The 18,150-nt window shown below is 41.0% G+C and carries 12 protein-coding genes and 1 pseudogene; 8 read left to right on the top strand and 5 right to left on the bottom strand.

Annotated features, from left to right (window positions below; translation table 11 throughout):
- Positions 1–7 precede the first annotated feature (7 nt).
- On the bottom strand, positions 8–1,366 hold the full coding sequence (locus tag DXA05_RS13355) for a DUF4925 domain-containing protein (protein WP_128859253.1): 1,359 nt from the start codon (positions 1,364–1,366) through the stop codon (positions 8–10).
- A 239-nt stretch (positions 1,367–1,605) separates the two neighbouring features.
- Here DXA05_RS13355 and DXA05_RS13350 point away from each other — a divergent pair, with 239 nt between their 5' ends.
- A complete protein-coding gene (locus DXA05_RS13350) occupies positions 1,606–2,457 on the top strand; it encodes a helix-turn-helix transcriptional regulator (protein WP_128859252.1) in 852 nt (283 codons plus the stop codon).
- Between the two features lie 707 nt (positions 2,458–3,164).
- Here the strand turns inward: DXA05_RS13350 and DXA05_RS13340 are convergent.
- On the bottom strand, positions 3,165–4,349 hold the full coding sequence (locus DXA05_RS13340; RefSeq protein WP_004314251.1) for a C1 family peptidase: 1,185 nt from the start codon (positions 4,347–4,349) through the stop codon (positions 3,165–3,167).
- A gap of 127 nt (positions 4,350–4,476) precedes the next feature.
- Here DXA05_RS13340 and DXA05_RS13335 point away from each other — a divergent pair.
- Both DXA05_RS13335 and DXA05_RS13330 read left to right on the top strand, forming a co-directional pair.
- Positions 4,477–4,707 (top strand): annotated as a pseudogene (locus tag DXA05_RS13335) (hypothetical protein); the annotation flags it as partial.
- Positions 4,694–5,008, top strand: a complete 315-nt coding sequence (locus DXA05_RS13330) for a hypothetical protein (RefSeq protein WP_008025926.1) — start codon at positions 4,694–4,696, stop codon at positions 5,006–5,008. The pseudogene DXA05_RS13335 and the gene DXA05_RS13330, both read left to right, overlap by 14 nt.
- Here DXA05_RS13330 and DXA05_RS13325 read toward each other — a convergent pair.
- Entirely contained in the window at positions 4,972–5,499 is a 528-nt protein-coding gene (locus tag DXA05_RS13325) for a hypothetical protein (protein ID WP_004314253.1), read from the bottom strand. The two genes, DXA05_RS13330 and DXA05_RS13325, sit on opposite strands and share 37 nt — an antisense overlap.
- Before the next feature lie 184 nt (positions 5,500–5,683).
- Between DXA05_RS13325 and DXA05_RS13320 the strand changes: the two genes are divergently transcribed.
- Both DXA05_RS13320 and DXA05_RS13315 read left to right on the top strand, forming a co-directional pair.
- On the top strand, positions 5,684–7,906 hold the full coding sequence (locus DXA05_RS13320; RefSeq protein WP_128859251.1) for a cation:proton antiporter: 2,223 nt from the start codon (positions 5,684–5,686) through the stop codon (positions 7,904–7,906).
- A complete protein-coding gene (locus DXA05_RS13315; protein ID WP_120144084.1) occupies positions 7,887–8,732 on the top strand; it encodes a patatin family protein in 846 nt (281 codons plus the stop codon). Before DXA05_RS13320 ends, DXA05_RS13315 begins: the two co-directional genes overlap by 20 nt.
- A 90-nt stretch (positions 8,733–8,822) precedes the next feature.
- On the opposite strand, the gene DXA05_RS13310 is transcribed toward DXA05_RS13315, so the two are convergent.
- Positions 8,823–9,845, bottom strand: a complete 1,023-nt coding sequence (locus tag DXA05_RS13310) for a WYL domain-containing protein (RefSeq protein WP_008644805.1) — start codon at positions 9,843–9,845, stop codon at positions 8,823–8,825.
- Positions 9,846–10,069: 224 nt separating this feature from the next.
- Between DXA05_RS13310 and DXA05_RS13305 the strand changes: the two genes are divergently transcribed.
- Positions 10,070–11,950, top strand: coding sequence for a DUF4980 domain-containing protein (locus DXA05_RS13305; RefSeq protein ID WP_128859250.1), 1,881 nt, complete (start codon positions 10,070–10,072; stop codon positions 11,948–11,950).
- A gap of 170 nt (positions 11,951–12,120) precedes the next feature.
- Here the strand turns inward: DXA05_RS13305 and DXA05_RS13300 are convergent, their stop codons facing one another.
- Entirely contained in the window at positions 12,121–12,993 is an 873-nt protein-coding gene (locus tag DXA05_RS13300; RefSeq protein ID WP_009039311.1) for an aldose 1-epimerase family protein, read from the bottom strand.
- Positions 12,994–13,270: 277 nt separating this feature from the next.
- Here DXA05_RS13300 and DXA05_RS13295 point away from each other — a divergent pair, with 277 nt between their 5' ends.
- Entirely contained in the window at positions 13,271–16,354 is a 3,084-nt protein-coding gene (locus DXA05_RS13295) for a TonB-dependent receptor (RefSeq protein WP_117683571.1), read from the top strand.
- Between the two features lie 24 nt (positions 16,355–16,378).
- Positions 16,379–18,136, top strand: coding sequence for a RagB/SusD family nutrient uptake outer membrane protein (locus DXA05_RS13290; RefSeq protein WP_117683572.1), 1,758 nt, complete (start codon positions 16,379–16,381; stop codon positions 18,134–18,136).
- The last annotated feature ends 14 nt before the right edge of the window (positions 18,137–18,150 follow it).

Here is an 18,150-nt window from a genome sequence, read left to right as displayed (position 1 = left end):
TTGATGTTTATTCTTGTGGCAGAAGATCCAATCCTAAGTCAATAGTATTGGCTGCATTCCATAAAACCGGCAGACCGTTTTCGTCATTTCCCATGAGAAGTCCGAGCAGGTTTTTAAATACAGTATTGTTAGCCATGCTTTCCGGCAACATTCCTTCCACTATCGGTTGCAGTCCGGGCAATAATTGAATGAAAGCAGTTGTCGACTCTTTGGTTAAGTAAAGATGGGTATGTCCGTCTTCCTCTTCTATATGAAAGATAATTCCTTCAGTCAGTAAGTAGAATACCTGTTGGAAGCTCGCCGTATCCATACTGGTTATGATACCGAGCAATGGATTGTCGATCATGGAGTTTACGATTCCGAGCAACAGTTTCAGTTGCACAGGATTGGATTGGGCAAGAGCTTCCATAATTCCGGAAACCAGTCCTGAATCGATAGGAGTTTCACCGTCCTTGGTTGCCAGACTGATAATTGCCGGTAAGTTCAGGTTTATTTTAAGTTTACCGTTCTCCTCTGTCCAAGTGATTAGATTAATAGGTGAAGCGGTCCATGTACGGTCTGTTAATGCATTATTGATATCTTTTTCTGTCAGTAAGCCGATCATAAACTTGGTGACAAATGTTGCGATGGTACCGACATCTTTATCCGGATCTATGTTATTGATCGGTACGCTGCCGATGTAGACCGGACTCGTCGTATAATTGGCTACAAGGTTACCGTCGGGCTGTAGGGTGATTGTCTGAAGAAGTTGCGGTATGAAATAGCAAAGTGCATTTTGAATCAGTTTCATCCTTAAAAACAGTGTACTGCCCGCTTTGGTTAGTTCCACGTCATCCAGATGGACATAGAATCCTCCGGTTAAGATTTCATTCGTTTCTTTCCATATATACTGCCCTCCGCTGTAGGTGACAGTCATTTTCTTTCCTTTAGTGAAATTGGATATGCCATAACTTTTCTCCCATTTACTTTGCGGCATTACCACGTCCAGGTCCAGTTTCATTGTTTTTGGAGTGATGGCACCGCTGTATGTCACGGTTGCTCCTCCCATCGTGACGTTTTTGCCGCTAAATGTATAAGAGTCTTCCTGTTCGCACAGACTGATTGGAAGAGGAGTTTGTTTCTCTCCCGGGATAATATCATTCAGTGTCAAGGTTCCTTTTTCACTGTCTTCTGTTTTAAAGTCGACAGTTTTTCCAACGAGTTTCTCCCCGCTGTAGGTCAGGTTCAAGGTAGCCGGTTTGATGTATGAGCCATACTCCTGGCAGAGTTCACCCGGCCAGAATAGCTTGTCATTATAGGTTTCCTCGCAAGATGTAAGGAGGAAAGCCGTACAAGCTACATAAAAAAGTCTTTTTAAAGTTCTCATTCTCTTCTAGGTTTTATTTCAACATATTTATTAAAACGATGCAAAGTACGGCTAATAGGTGACTGCTGTCAAGCTCCATTCTTGGGATTCAATATTCTATATTTGCTATTTTCTTAAATACAATCCTAATAAAGAAGAAAATAATGTTCTATTTGTAGGATATAATATACTATTTTTGAACTTGTTGCCCGGAATCCGGATGAAATGGATATTTTTGGTAAATTAAAAAAGAACTGACGATGACAACGAACGAATCCTTTCCTAAATTTGACCTTCCGGTTGATTTTATAGCAGATGACAGTATCACCGGAGATATCTTAAACTACTATGGTAATTTCCCCTGCAAAATAAAAGCCGGTGTCTTTGTGCTTTGTACGGAAGGGATGGTCAGAGCTACCATTAATTTGTTGGAGATTGTCATTCGTAAGAATGATTTCATCGTTGTTCTTCCTAATTCATTCATTCAGATACACGAAGTTTCGTCTGATACCCGTATTTCTTTTGCCGGTTTCTCGTCCGATTTTATGCTTTCGGGCAATTATGTGGAAATCCTGCTGGACTTTATGCCTATGATATTGAACAGTCCGGTCATTTCTCTGCAAGAGGATGTTGCCGGCTTATACCGGAATGTATATCTTTTACTGATTCGTGCTTATACACTCCCACATTCATTAGAAAATAAAGAGATCATACGTTCCGTACTGGCTATTTTTTTGCAGGGAACGAAAGAATTGTATAAACGCTATGGCAAGAAACTCGATGAACCTTTGAGAAGAGAACAGGAGTTGTACAGGCAGTTTATACAGTTGTTGATGGCTCATTATACCAAAGAGCATGAAGTGGCGTTTTATGCGGAGAAGTGTGGGGTTACTGCGGCACATTTCTCAAGTGCCATCCGTCGGGCAAGCGGATACAGTCCGTTGGCAATCATTACAGAAATTATTATTATGAATGCGAAGGCCCAATTGAAAACCACCCGGTTGTCGGTGAAAGAAATAGCTTTCTCGTTAGGCTTTAACAATCATTCTTTTTTCAATAAATACTTTCGTAAAAAGGTGAAGATGACTCCGCTGGAATATCGCGAGAAATAAATCTGCGTCTGCTTAAAATTGGACTATACATAAAAATGGGATGTTTTATACATTCTCCCTGCTGTCAATCAGAGCCGGTATGCAAGAGGTTGATAAAAAATCGCTTAAATATGTATCGGGGAAATGCGAAAAGACAGCGCTTTGCTGATGGAAGATCCTTTTGGTACTTATTTGCTTTCAGAGTCGGAGTAAATGATTGATTCTTTTCCTATTATATAGCTATTTGCTATATAAAGAATCAATGGATTCTGAAGTGAATTAACTTAGAAATGGCTCTTCTTTCAGCCCAAAAATCCTTTCTCACCGATGAACGCTGGCTTGGTCGGTGAGCAAGGATGCGTTTCTCACCGACCAAGCCTGCGTTTCATTAAAAGCAAGGGTGCATTTATACCATAAAGACCGTCTGTTTTTCCTTGTATTTATGCATAATAAGGGGCTGTATGTGTATAATCTTGCATTAATTTATGCATTTTATTCTCTGCTTGATTTGATTCATAGCCACTGTCAAACGGTAGAATCTTAAAAATAGAACAAAACTGTTTACTGTTGAAATCCGTTCTTTGGTCGATTCTATTTGGAGGAAAAAAGCTGCAGTCTTACTTTTGTTTCGATAACATGGAGTAATCCCGGAAAATAACTGCTTAAAAAAGCCTCAGAAGCTATTCGTAGCTAATGAGGCTTTTTATTTATAAAGGACGGGTACTCGTTTATTTGATTCCCAGTTTTTTAGCAATCTCTTTAGGCAGTGCGTCTTTGTGTACAAGAATATTCATAGTCTTGTAAGCAACGAATGCTTTGGAAGCATACCAGATACCATTGTATTTGCCTGATTTACCCCAAGAATTCTTCACCATGAAGTATTCTTTTCCGTTTTGGTCTTTAGCGATACCGTAGATTACCATTCCGTGGTCGTCCGTAGTTTCCCAATTGTCGAAAGCAACTTGGCGCATTTCTTGAGTGACATCGATTTCCGGGTATGGTTTGGTTGTCATCATTTGACGTTTGTTAGCAGCAGTCAGGCCGGTCCAGCGAGCCATATCCGAACCGGAAAGTTCAGATTCTTTGTTTACATCCGGCATAACGGCGATACCGTCACGTGTGAATCCCTGTTCGCTGACGTCGCTACCCCATGCAAAAGTATAACCTTTCTTTACAGCATTGTCCATTACAGCCATCAGCTCTTCGATAGGCAGGTTGTAGGATAAACCATTGCGCCAATTATCCTGAATCTCGATTGCGAATTGAGAATAGAATGGATGATGTGTATAAGAAGTCAGTGATACATAGTCGTCACAGTTCAATCCCAGTGATTCAGAAAAAGTCTTCGGAGTATATTCTTTGCCTTTGTATGTGAATTTCTCCGGGCATGCTCCCAGATAAGTATCATAAATAGCGCTTAGTCCGTTTTTCCATACCGGAGTCAGTTTGCTCAACTTACCTTTCGCAATAGCATTGATGTAACCGGAAGCAACAGCATCCAGCTCGTTATGCACCGGCAACGTGTCACCGTACATGATACCCGGCATCACCTCTTGAGGAACAATACCATAATTCTTGATGCAGTACATTACATCATAAAAACTTCCGCCCGGGGAGAAAGAACTGTCACCATGATAGCGTACATAGTTTACTCCGCGATCCTGCATCGTTTTGTGTACGACAAACATTTCAGACAGGTCATACTCGCCTTTACCTAAGCGAAGCAATTCTGATTCAATGAATCCGAGAGTTGAGAAACTCCAGCAAGTGCTCGAACGATTTTGATTCTTGATAGAAGTAATCGGGTTTTCTTTCACTGTCGTGAAAACAAAACCTTCTTCAGGTTTTGCATCTTGTGCCATGATGTTTAGGCTGAACAAGCCTAAAGCAGCAATAAGGATTGTCTTTTTCATTCCTATGAAATTAATATTAAATTGTTTTGGCTACAAATATAGGAAAGTTTCACCACAGATTACACAGATTTACACAGATTATTTCACCACAGAGGACGCAGAGGACACAGAGGAAGATAAAGGAAAATTGAGATTAGGACAGACTGCAGGAAGCAGTTACCGCTCTAACTACTGGATTTACGACCCTTTGACAGACCTGTGGGATGGGGAGGATTTGACCGATTTCGAAGGAAGCACACGCTCGAAAGCTGTATGTTTTTCTACCGGAAAACGGGGAATTATAGCTACAGGAGGATCTTCCACTTATTATTACGATGATACCTGGGAGTTGAAACCATACGAATATGAAGAGAAATAAAAAAGTAATAGGTGTTAGTTGCTTTGTCTTACTGCTTTTAGTGGGAATCATGTATGTGTATGTGCATCCGGTAAATAGATACCGTTTGGAAGTGACCCGGGTTGGAGGTAGTGGGTACGGCTATAAAATTTATGAGAGAGAGCGTTTGATAATTGTTCAACCTTTTTTATTGGCACAATCATGCCACCTTACTGGCACGACTGTGTCAATATGGTGGCACTGGAGTGCCAATACGATGGCACAAGGTAAAGCATTAAGTACAGATTATTTGTTCTCTTCTTCTTTGGGTGCTACTACATAATCTTCTTTGATAAACTCATCATACACACGCTTGGGATGATCGAATGGAGCGGTTCCATTCTTCTGTTCATTGAAGTTTTCCCTGCGGAATTGTTTCAGTTTCAGGTTATCTTCTGCATACTCTCTCAATTTCTTATGCTCATTTCCGTAGAGCGAACTTTCAGTCACGTCAGAATTGAGCAGGTTTTCTTTAGGAGTAATAGTAGGTAGGAGCACTTGTTCCAACAGACCACGATAGGCACCGTTATATTCGCACCATACAATATCGTTGGTTACAAATATACGATAGGAGTACTTTGACCATGCGGTTTTGATTTCAATAGATGTAGCATAAATTTCAATGGTAGCTTCTGAACCATACGCTTGGTCACGGATCACAACGGTCGTCCGACCGCTCAGTTCTTCCTTCACGGAAGTTTGCCACTTATCAGAGTGTAAGATTTCTTCGATAATTTCCGGCAAATTTTCTTTAATCTCAAACTGTATTCTCATGGTGCTTGCCTGCGGGCAGGACTTTTTTGATTTTTTCCTCCTTAAACAATTAAGCTAGCCTAAAGTTACATAGATTGAAGCAAAAAAACAAGATTTTGTTTGAGAATTTGTTATTTTCGCCAAACTATCTGCCTTTTTCGTTTGTTTTTACCATAAATATGCACAAATCGTAAAAATAAAGTTTATGCGGAACAGGGCCCGGAAGAATTATGTCATTTATGTACTGATGTTACTCCTGTTTGGAGGGTTGATTTATGTTGCTATTGAAGAGGGTGACCGGTTTTCGCACTATGCGGTAAATGCGCAGAACATAGTACAGGGGAATCCATTCACTATGTTTCTCCAGTTTATACAGGATAATCTTCATCATCCGCTCACTACCTTGTTGATTCAGATTATAGCCGTACTGCTGATGGTGCGTCTTTTTGGCTATTTGTTCAGTCTGATCGGGCAACCAGGAGTGATTGGAGAGATTGTTGCCGGTATTGTGTTAGGACCTTCCGTACTCGGCTTTTTCTTTCCGGATGCTTTTCATTTCCTTTTTCCGGCACACTCGCTTACCAATCTTGAACTGTTGAGTCAGGTGGGACTGATCCTTTTTATGTTTGTCATCGGTATGGAGCTGGATTTCAGTGTACTGAAAAATAAAATCAATGAAACGCTGGTGATTAGCCATGCCGGAATCCTAGTACCCTTCTTCCTGGGCATCTTGTCTTCTTACTGGGTGTACGAAGAATATGCAGCTGCCCAAACTCCGTTTCTTCCATTTGCTTTGTTTATAGGTATTTCTATGAGTATCACCGCTTTTCCGGTATTGGCGCGCATCATTCAGGAGCGGAATATGACGAAGACTCCTTTAGGGACGCTGACCATTGCTTCCGCTGCCAATGATGATGTGACAGCCTGGTGTCTGTTGGCAGTGGTGATTGCTATCTCCAAAGCAGGAAGTTTTGCCAGTGCACTTTATTCAGTGGGGCTGGCAGTTGTCTATATTGCGGTCATGTTTTTGGTTGTTCGACCGTTTCTGAAGAAAGTGGGAGAAGTATATGCCAACCGGGAAGCAATCAATAAAACATTCGTGGCATTTATTCTGCTCATTCTTATTATTTCTTCTTGCCTGACCGAGATTATTGGTATTCATGCACTGTTCGGAGCCTTTATGGCAGGGGTAGTGATGCCGTCCAATCTGGGTTTCCGGAAGGTGATGATGGAAAAGGTGGAGGATATTTCATTAGTATTCTTTTTACCTCTGTTCTTTGCCTTCACCGGATTGCGCACGGAAATCGGTTTGATAAACAGTCCGGAGTTGTGGATGGTATGTTTACTGTTGGTGACGGTTGCTGTTGTCGGCAAACTGGGTGGATGTGCCATTGCCGCCCGTTTGGTGGGTGAGTCGTGGAAGGATAGTCTGACGATAGGGACATTGATGAATACACGGGGATTGATGGAGCTTGTCGCTTTGAATATCGGTTATGAAATGGGAGTTCTTCCTCCCTCTATATTCGTAATTTTGGTCATTATGGCGCTAGTTACGACCTTTATGACTACTCCTTTGCTTCATTTGGTGGAACATATTTTCGTACGTCGGGAAGAAAAATTATCTTTGAAGCACAAATTGATATTTTGTTTCGGGCGTCCGGAATCCGGGCGTGTGTTGCTGTCCATTTATGATTTGTTATTTGGAAAGCAATTGAAGAAAAATCATTTGATTGCAGCACACTATACGGTGGGCACGGATCTGAATCCGTTGAATGCCGAACATTATGCCAGCGAGAGTTTTGCTTTGCTCAATCAACAGGCGGCGAAATTGAATATCCAGGTAGATAACCATTATCGGGTGACAGACAAACTTGTACAGGAAATCATCCATTTTGTCCGTAACGAACATCCTGATATGCTACTTTTGGGAGCCGGGAGTCATTATCGTTCGGATATGCCGGGAACTCCGGGAGCAATTTTATGGTTAACGCTCTTCCGGGATAAGATTGATGAGATTATGGAGCAGGTGAAGTGTCCGGTGGCCGTATTTGTCAATCGTCAGTATCGGGAAGGCGCGACAGTCAGTTTCGTGCTTGGCGGAATGATTGATCTGTTTCTTTTTTCCTATTTGGATAAGATGTTGCAGAACGGACATTCGGTGCGTCTTTTTCTTTTTGATACGGACGATGAAGAGTTCCGTGGACGCATTGACGATTTGCAGGTGCGTTATCCGGAACAAACGATGATAGTGTGGTTTGCGGGAGTAGAAGATTTAGTGACTGAAGAGAAAGACGGATTATTGATAATGAGCCATCTTTCTTATACGAAATTATCCGAGGATGAGGCTGTGATGCGTGAATTGTCATCTTTGCTGGTAATCCGCCGGAATAAGAATACGGGAGATAAAAATGAAGGATTTGAAAATTGATGAATCTACGGGATTAGTGTTGGAAGGTGGGGGAATGCGCGGAGTATTCACCTGCGGTGTGCTTGATTATTTTATGGATCACAATATCCGGTTTCCCTATGCGATAGGAGTGTCTGCCGGTGCGTGCAACGGGTTGTCGTATGCATCACGGCAACGGGGACGTGCCAAGTACAGCAACATTGACTTGTTGGAGAAGTATAATTATATCGGTCTGAAACATTTGTTCAAAAAGCGTAATATATTGGACTTTGATCTATTATTCAATGAGTTCCCCGAACATATTCTTCCTTACGATTATGAAACATACTTTGCTTCACCGGAACGTTTTGTGATGGTGACTACGAATTGCATCACGGGAGAAGCCAACTATTTCGAAGAGAAAAAAGACAGTCGCAGGGTGATTGATATTGTCCGCGCATCCAGCAGTCTCCCTTTTGTATGTCCTATTACTTATGTTGACGGGGTTCCCATGCTCGACGGAGGAATTGTAGATTCCATTCCTTTGCAAAGAGCCATTACGGATGGCTGCACGAGAAATGTTGTGGTACTCACCCGTAACCGGGGGTATCGGAAAGATTCGAAAGACATTCGTATCCCTTCGTTTGTATATCGGAAATATCCGAAGTTGCGCGAAGCGTTAAGTCGGCGGTGTGCTGTTTATAATGAGCAGTTGGAAATGGTAGAGCGCATGGAGGATGAAGGACAGATTATCGTTATTCGCCCGTTAAAACCTGTAGCCGTAGACCGCATCGAGAAAGATGTGCAAAAGTTGACAGAGTTTTATCAGGAAGGGTACGAATGTGCGAGAGCCTTACTTGAAGAATAAACAAGTCTCCATAGTTGAACAACAGACAGGCTCTCCATGCTTTTTTGTTTTTCTTGAATGTCAGATAGGATAATTGGGCGTGTTCCCTTTTCATTTTGAATGGGTATATTGTTCAGCAGCCTTTTTTAGTTTCCTACCCATCAATTCTACCAGAGTCTTCGGATAAAGAACTTGTATTCCCTCGGCATATCCGAAGAATACTCGTTCTAACTCATGGTTGATGACGACTTCAATTTCCAGTATGACACTTCCGTCAGCCAATCTTTCCACCACTTGCTGGCTGCGGTGTATAGGCTTGGTTATGATGTAAGGTGCTTCGGCAGCGGCTACCTTGAAACCGATTTTCTCCGCTACGCTTCCGGAGTTTTTAGTGACTCCTACCAGATCATCGAAGAACGTGTTCGGATCGAAGAACGTATTTTTTATGTAATGTTCTTGTGGCAGAACTTCCAATGATTGTATTCTGTCCAAAGCTAAATTTTGCAAGATCCGTCCGTTTCCTCTGACACCATAAACGAACCACCGGTTGCGATATTCTTTTAATAGATAAGGATAAAAAATAAAGCTGTTGGCCGAACGTGCCTTGAACGAACGATATTTGAGCTGTATCGGATGCTCGTTTACAATCGCGTGATAGATCGTATCCAGATAATCCAGTCCTTTCAACGATTCATTCTTTTCAAAGTCAATGACAGGAGTGGTTTTCATCCGGGCAGAAGCAACGTGATCTTCCAAGCGGTTGATAATATCGCTCATTTCCGTGAAATAGGAGAAACCTTTAAACTGCCTCAACACTTCCACGGCTTCCGACATCGTTTTCAGGTCTTGTTCGTTCAGCGGAGTTTGTGTAATGCTGTATTCCGGATCTTCGTATTTATAGTATTTATTTTCGTACACCACAATCGGAGCGTTATAACCCAGCTTCTCGCTGCGCATCATCTGTATATCCATTTGTACCGTACGTTTGCTTATGCCTTTATCGATGCCTTCGTATTCATAAAGAGCATCCGAGCAAGCATCTACCAAATCTTCCAACGTCCAGCGTCGATAAGGATTACGCAGACAGTTATCAATTGTTTTATAACGAATTAAGGCATTTCTATTTGCTGGCATAAGTAGAAGAATAAAGATTGGCTTCAAAAGTAGAAAAATAAATTCAGGAAAACAAAGAGGTTGCAGGTCTTTATTCTTGGATGATAAAAAGAAAATTCTTAGGATTTGTATCAAATTTGATACCCTTTGAAACAAAGTTATAGACGAAGGCGAAGATACCCCCTATCTTTGCCTTCGTCTATTTTAGATTAAAAGCTTGTATAAACTAGGAATACTTTGTTGCCATGAAAACAAACCCTTGGATGAAACTATGTAAAGGTGCAATACTTGCGTTAGCAGTCTCTTATGGACTGACTTATTGCCACACAACTAAAAGCAAGTTGACTTTGGAACAGAAAGGGGATAGCCTGACTGTCATCCACATTACCAATCCGACTAATTATATATTGCTTCCTATAGAAGAGGAAGCAGCGGAAAGTCAGGTTCTCCTCAATACAGGAGAAGCTGCCGATACCGATATGGATATTCGTTTGGCACAGAATCAAGTGGATTATTTTGTTCCCTTTGCTTTGCCTGCCGGAGTGAAGACTGTCACCGTGCGTATTCGTAATAAATCAAAGGATGCACTTTGCTGGAAAGAAATCAAGTTATCTGATACATTTGATACTACCAATACAGAAAAGTTCCGTCCTGTTTTCCATCATACTCCTCTCTATGGCTGGATGAATGATGCCAACGGATTGGTGTATAAAGATGGAGAATATCATTTGTATTTTCAATATAATCCTTACGGCTCTAAATGGGGAAATATGCATTGGGGACATTCTGTCAGTAAGGACCTTGTACATTGGGAACATTTGGCCCCAGCTATTGCCCGTGATACATTGGGACATATCTTTTCCGGCAGCTCTATTGTCGATCAGGAGAATATAGCGGGTTACGGAGCAGGGAGTATCCTGGCTTTTTATACTTCTGCCAGTGACAAAAACGGGCAGATCCAATGTCTTGCTTTTAGCAAGGATAACGGACGGACATTTACTAAATACGAGAAGAACCCCATCTTGTGCCCTGCTGATGGTTTGAAAGATTTTCGTGATCCGAAAGTGTTTCGGTATGAACCGGAAGATAAATGGGTGATGATTGTCTCCGCCGATAAGGAAATGCGTTTCTATGACTCTAAGAATCTGAAGGACTGGAACTATATGAGCAGCTTCGGAGAAGGATACGGAGTGCAACCTTGTCAATTTGAATGTCCGGACATGGTGGAACTTCCGGTAGATGGAGATCTGAACCGTAAGAAATGGGCATTGATAGTGAACGTCAATCCGGGATGTTATTTCGGAGGAAGTGCCACTCAATACTTTACAGGAGACTTTGATGGAAAAAAATTCAGTTGTGACAGTCAGCCGAATGTCACGAAATGGTTGGATTGGGGTAAAGATCACTATGCTACCGTTTGTTTCTCAAACACTGGAGAACGGACGATTGCTGTTCCTTGGATGAGTAACTGGCAATATTGTAATATTGTTCCGACAAAGCAATTCCGTAGTGCTAACGCTTTGCCGCGTGAGTTAAGTCTTTATACACAAGACAATGAAATTTATCTTTCAGCAGCTCCGGTACCGGAGATAAAGACTCTGCGAAAAGAAAAGAAAGAGATTCCGGCATTTACGGTTGCCAATGATTATCATATTGATTCTTTATTGGCTGATAATGACGGTGCTTATGAACTGGCATTGGAAATTACCGCCGGAGAAGCGGAGATAATGGGATTCAGCCTCTTTAATGATAAAGGGGAAAAGGTGGATATCTACTTCAATCTTCCGGAAAAGAGATTGGTTATGGACCGGACGAAAAGTGGTATCGTGGATTTCGGAAAGAAGAGTGTATCTCATGAAATAGAGGTTCACGACCGCAGAAAGACGACTTCCATCAATTATATAGATGATTTCGCATTAGCTACCTGGGCACCGATAAAGAAAGAGAATAAATATACGTTGGATGTCTTTGTTGATAAATGTTCTGTAGAAATATTCCTGAATGGAGGAAAGGTAGCAATGACTAATCTTATCTTTCCATCGGAACCATACAACCGTATGTGTTTTTATAGCAAAGGAGGTTCATTTCAAGTAGATTCATTCAATGTGTATCGGTTGGGTTTATAATAGAAATAGAAGTTACACAATAGATGTTTGCATAGATTCAGTGAAAGCAACAAGTATTGATTGCTTTTTAAAGATTCATAGGTTAGATTTATAAGTTAGGTTTTGTAGATTAGAATTAGGTGTTTGGTAGCTGTCAGATGTGAAATCCGGCAGCTACTTTTATTCATCAATTATTCATCAATTTCAATTGTATATCCTCCTTGGAATATCTCTTCTGGTTGTAAGTGCTGCATCCAGTCCTTATCTTTATATTCACCAGTATAATGTGCGCGGTCGCAACGTCCGTACCAAGGTTCGATGCAGACGAAAGGAGCATTCTTTGCAGGTGGAGACCAAAGACCGACTACCGGAGCGTTAAAATGTAAACTAAGATAAGCCTGTTTCTCTTTATTATATAAGGTAACTTTACGGACCTGTTCATTTTCCAGTATCAAAGCATCTTTATCAAAAGTATGCGTGTCCAGTGGTAATAATCCGTCTGTCAACTCTAAAGAATATTCTGTGGAAGGATCAGCGCATCCCTTTTCTGAAATGAGAATATATTTCAAACCGTTTTCCTTGTCAAATCCGAAGAACCCTCTTTCAGAATTGCTTGCATCGAACTCCGGCCAATAGAAAGCTGGATGTGCCCCAATCTGAAAATACATATCCTTTTCACCGCTATTCTTTACTTCCCACATAACCTCAATTTTCTTTCCCTGGATGCGATAGCCTATTTCCAGACAGAATGAAAAAGGGTATTTATGCAAAGTTTCTTCATTGCTGACAAGGCGGTAACGTACTTCATCCTCTTTTTCAGAAATAAGAGTAAATTCCATGTCACGGGCAAAACCATGTTGAGTAAGCGTATAAGGAATCCCTTCATTCCGATACTCATTTTCCCATACGCTCCCTACAATCGGGAATAGGACAGGAGAGTGTCGCTTCCAAAAAGCAGGATCGGCTTGCCACAGATATTCTTTTCCATTGGCGACGATGCTGCAGAGTTCAGCTCCGTGAGGAGATACTTGAATCGTGAGTTGTTTGTTGGAGATTGTTTTCATATCGTTGATTTTTTCAGTTGACTACAACCAGTAGTTAACTCCATTTTTTAAGTTCTTATCACCTGCAAAGGTAATATTTTCCATACTTACTGGAGAATAGATATTCTATAATTCTTCTATTTCGAAGAATAATGTATAAAACCCTATAAAATAGCGTTCTATGCAACAAATGTTATAGCCTTTGAAACATTTTTTTCAGTCGTTTGATATAAATCAACCGTAATTTGCATCATCGATTTAGTAAAATTCGTACTTTTAATTTAATAACATCAAACTAATGCTTAGTATTATGAAGAACAAAAAACTTCTTTGTAGCGTTTGTTTCCTGTTTACTTTCATGTCAGTCCTTTGGGGGCAAAACATAACAGTGAAAGGAAACGTTACTTCAAAGACTGATGGTCAACCAATTATTGGTGCTTCCGTAGTGCAAAATGATTCTAAATCAACTGGAACTATCACAGATTTGGATGGTAACTTTACTCTTAGTGTACCAACGAATGCATTATTGGCAATTTCTTATATAGGATATAAAGAAGTAATTATTGCCGCTAAACCTTCATTGAAGATAGTGATGGAAGAGGATGCTAAGATGATTGACGAAGTGGTTGTGACAGGTTATATGGCTGAAAAGAAAGCCAGTCTGACAGGTTCGGTAGCTGTAGTGAAGATGAAAGAGGTGGCTGACATACCTACTGGTAATGTGATGTCAGGTTTGCAGGGACGTGTAGCCGGTATGAACGTAACAACTGATGGTAAACCCGGAGGTGGTAACACAGATACTAAGTTACGTGGTATTACTACCATCAACAATTCTTCTCCTCTTTATGTAATAGACGGTGTTCAGACACATGATAATGTGGCTTCTATTATCTCATCCAATGATGTTGAATCCATTCAGGTGTTGAAAGATGCAGCTTCGGCTGCCATTTATGGTGCGCAAGCTGCCAATGGTGTCATTATTATCACCACAAAACGTGCTAAGGAAGGCGATGTAAAAGTAAGTTTTGATATGTCGCTCACTGCCCAGACTTTTACTGGTGGTATTGATATGCTTGACGCTTACCAATGGGGTGATGTGTATTGGCAGGCTTATAAAAATACTTTTGGAACCAATCCCAATAGTGTAGTATATGGAAATGGAGAAAAGGCCCAACTGCAAGAATATTATTTTGACCAGAATGGAGTGAAAATAAAGTCGGGCAACACTGATTGGGCAAAGGAAATATTTGGTACGGCTTTAATGCAAAATTATAATCTTTCTCTTTCTAAAGGGTTTAAGGATGGGAATGTGGCTCTTACCTTAAATTATATGAATCAGGATGGTCTTTGCCGTAATACAGACTACGAACGTTTTAATTCGCGTTTAGCCTCTAATTTTCGCTTTGTAGATGGTAAAGTGCGTGTGGGTGAAAGTATTTCGGTGAATCACTGGTTGGAGCATCTTAATCCTGCCGGTATAGAAGAATTGGTTATTGCCCAGCATCCGGCCATTCCTGTGTATGATGAAAATGGAGGGTATGCCGGTGGCTATGTGGATATATTGGGGGATAAGCCGAATGCCATTCGCTTGACAGACAATGAAGCCAATAATCGTCACAAAAGTTGGCGTATCTTTGGCAATGTTTATTTGGAAGTGGAACCCATTAAAAATCTAGTGTTGAAGAGTCAATTTGGTTTGAACTATACTACCGGTTTCAACTCAACTTTCGTCCCCAAATGGAGTGAAGCCGATCGTAAGGTAGATGTAAATGAACTGACCGTACGACAAGATAATAGCGTGCAATGGGTATGGTCGAACACTGCCAATTATAGCATAGACCTTGGGAAGAACAATATCAGTGCAGTGATAGGAACTGAAGCTAAGAAAGAGAATGGTGAACATTTACAGGGATATGGTCGCGGATTGGTGATAGAAGATCTCGATTATCGTTACTTAGACACTGTAACTGAAGGAAAAAGTGTGAGTAACAATGCTTCTACCTATGCTATGGTCTCTTACTTTGGTAAGGTGAACTATGCGTTTGATGATAAATACCTTATATCAGGAACAGTGCGTCGTGATGCTTCTTCACGTTTCGGTAAAGGGAATAATTCTGCTATCTTTCCTTCAGTATCTGCCGGTTGGAGAGTATCGCGTGAAAAATTTATGGAATGTACGCAAAACTGGCTTTCAGATCTTAAATTGCGTGCATCGTGGGGGATAAATGGTAATGATCAGATTGATAACAATGCTACTTACAACCTCTATTACACTAACATGTCCAATGGCTCATACAATTTCAATGGGGATGGTACAACGGTATTGCCCGGAGTACAGAAAGACCGTTCGGGTAACAACGACCTGAAATGGGAAGAGACCAAACAACTGAACTTTGGTATTGATGCTGCTTTCTTTGACAACCGTTTGGGACTGACACTGGATTATTTTCAAAAAAAGACTACTGGTATGTTAATCCAGAAACCTTATATAGGAGTGATCGGTGAAGGTGGATATAAATGGTACAATGCTGCCAGTATGGATAATAGCGGTGTGGAAGCAACCTTTACTTGGCGAGATGAAATAAAGGATTTCAAGTATGATATTTCGTTCAACCTTTCCTATTATAAAAATGAAATTACCGAACTTCCGGATGTAATCAAATATACTTGGGGAGGTGGTAATGGTGTGGACAAAACTATTGTAGGTCAACCTTACGGATCATGGATGTCCTATAAAGCTGATGGTGTATTCAAAACAAAACAGGAGGTATATGAATACCTAAGCAAATATGATGTACAGATTGGTGCTCCCGGCGTAGGGCGTATTCGCTACAAAGACCTTAACGGTGATAACATTATCAATACTGCTGATATGGATTGGCAAGGGAGTGACCAACCTAGATTTATTGGTGGTTTGAACATCGGTGCATCTTACAAAGGATTTGACCTTTCTGTATTCTTCAATGGTATGATTCGCGATGCATGGAACAATTCCAAGTTTTATACCGACCTTTTTCAAGGTTGGACAGGTAATCACTCTGTACGTTTGATGGATGCAATGCATGCTTGGAATGCTTATGAGCAAACCGGAGTTTATAATTGTGATATCCCTGCATTGACTGTGGTTGATAATAATGTAGAAACACGCAGTTCCACTTTCTTTATTGAAGATGGTTCTTATGTGAAGTTGAAAACTCTAACTGTGGGTTATACTTTCCCGGATAAGTGGATTAAGAAAGCGCATCTTTCCAATTTGCGTTTGTATCTGCAAGCACAGAACGTTTTTACGCTGACTAATTATACTGGTGCCGACCCGGAAGGATTGGGCTATCCATATCCCCAACCTCGTACCTATACATTCGGTCTATCACTTGGTTTTTAATTTTTATCCTAAATACAGAACATTATGAAATTGAAATATATCTTTGCAGTAGGTGTGATGGCACTATTGGCAAGTTGCGATGAGAGTCGTTTTCTAGATATTAAACCTCAGGGTACACTCAATGACGATTTGTTATCATCGGCCGATGGTGTAGAGCTTTTGGTTACTTCAGCTTATGCAGGATTGAAAGGTCCTAATCGTGATATGCACTGGGTGCCGATGACCAATTGGACGTATGGTGAAGTACGTTCGGATAATGCCTACAAAGGTGGTGGCGGTGTAAATGATGGAGACTTTTGTACGCTGCTTGAAACCTTTAAAATAGATGCTACATGGGGCAATGCCGACGAAAAATGGTTTCAACTTTATTGTTGCTTGCAACGTTGTAACAGCGCATTGCGGGTAATGAATACGCTTGATGAGAACGCTTTGCCGATGATTAAAAGTCGTAAAGCCGAAATGAAAGTGATTCGTGCACACTTCTTCTTTGAACTGGTTCGCCTTTTCAAGCAAGTACCTTATTTTGATGAGAATGTGGAAAATGATGACTATAAGTACATTCCCAACAATCAGTTTACCCGTGAAGAACTTCTGGGTAAAATAGCACAAGAATTTCTTGATGCTGCTAACGATTTGCCTGATACTCAATCTCAAGTAGGGCGTGTCACTAAGAACATTGCTTATGCTTATGCTGCCAAAGCTAGACTTTATCAGGCTTACCGACAAGATGATAATAACCAAGTGGTTGCTATTGATAAACAATTGTTAGCTGAAGTGGTGACTCTTTGCGACAAAGTAGGTGCGCAAGGAAAGGCATATACTCTTTTGAACGATTTTCAGAAACTTGATCAATTGGAATATGAAAATGGGGTAGAGTCTGTGTTTGCCGTACAATATTCGATGGATGATGAAACCGATGGTGCCGGGAATATAAACTGGAGTAATCTGTTGAATGCTCCTAAAGGTCCTTATGGTGGTGACGGATTTTTCTTACCCAGTCAGAACTTGATCAATGCCTATAAGACAGATAACTATGGATTGCCTTTGTTTGATACTTTCAACGCCGATGACTATGGAATATACGAAGGAAGTGAGCTCACCAACATTGATGCAACTGTGGATCCTCGTTTGGATTTCGTTACCGGTCGTCCTGGTATCACTTGGAAAACATATACCGTTGAGCCTTGTAAAGCAAACTGGATACGTAACAGCGGTGAATATGGCTTTAATTGTACAAAGCGCTTCTACATCTCGCCTGAAAGTGAAGATATGTTCCAAGGTTGGCCTTGGGGAGCTTCTCATCTCAACTGGCAGATAATCCGCTATGCTGATGTATTGTTATGGAAGGCTGAAGCCTTGATAGAGATTGGCGAAGCTACCGGACTGGAAGAGGCTCGCAAAATTATTAACCGTATTCGTCTGCGTGCCAAAAATAGTCCTTATGTAAAAGACTTTAAACATTCCGAACAGGATGCAGCTAATTATCTGATAGGCGAATATCCTGCTGAGGGCTGGAGTCAGGACTTTGCCCGCAAGGCATTACGTTGGGAACGCCGTATGGAGTTTGCTATGGAAGGTGACCGTTTCTTCGACTTGGTACGTTGGGGGATTGCTGCGGAAACCATGAACAGTTACATTAGTGTGGAGCAGAATAAGCGCGTTTATTATCGTGGTGCTCGCTTTGTTCGTGGTAGAGATGAATATTTGCCTATTCCCAATGCACAATATAACTTCTCTGAAGGCAATTATGTGCAGAATCCCGGATATGGTAAGTTTAACTAGTATAAATTCCTTAA

The organism is Bacteroides sp. AM54-2NS (assembly GCF_003602935.1).
In the GTDB taxonomy this organism is placed as follows: Bacteria; Bacteroidota; Bacteroidia; order Bacteroidales; family Bacteroidaceae; genus Bacteroides; species Bacteroides xylanisolvens.
This window is presented reverse-complemented; position numbering and strand designations above follow the sequence as displayed.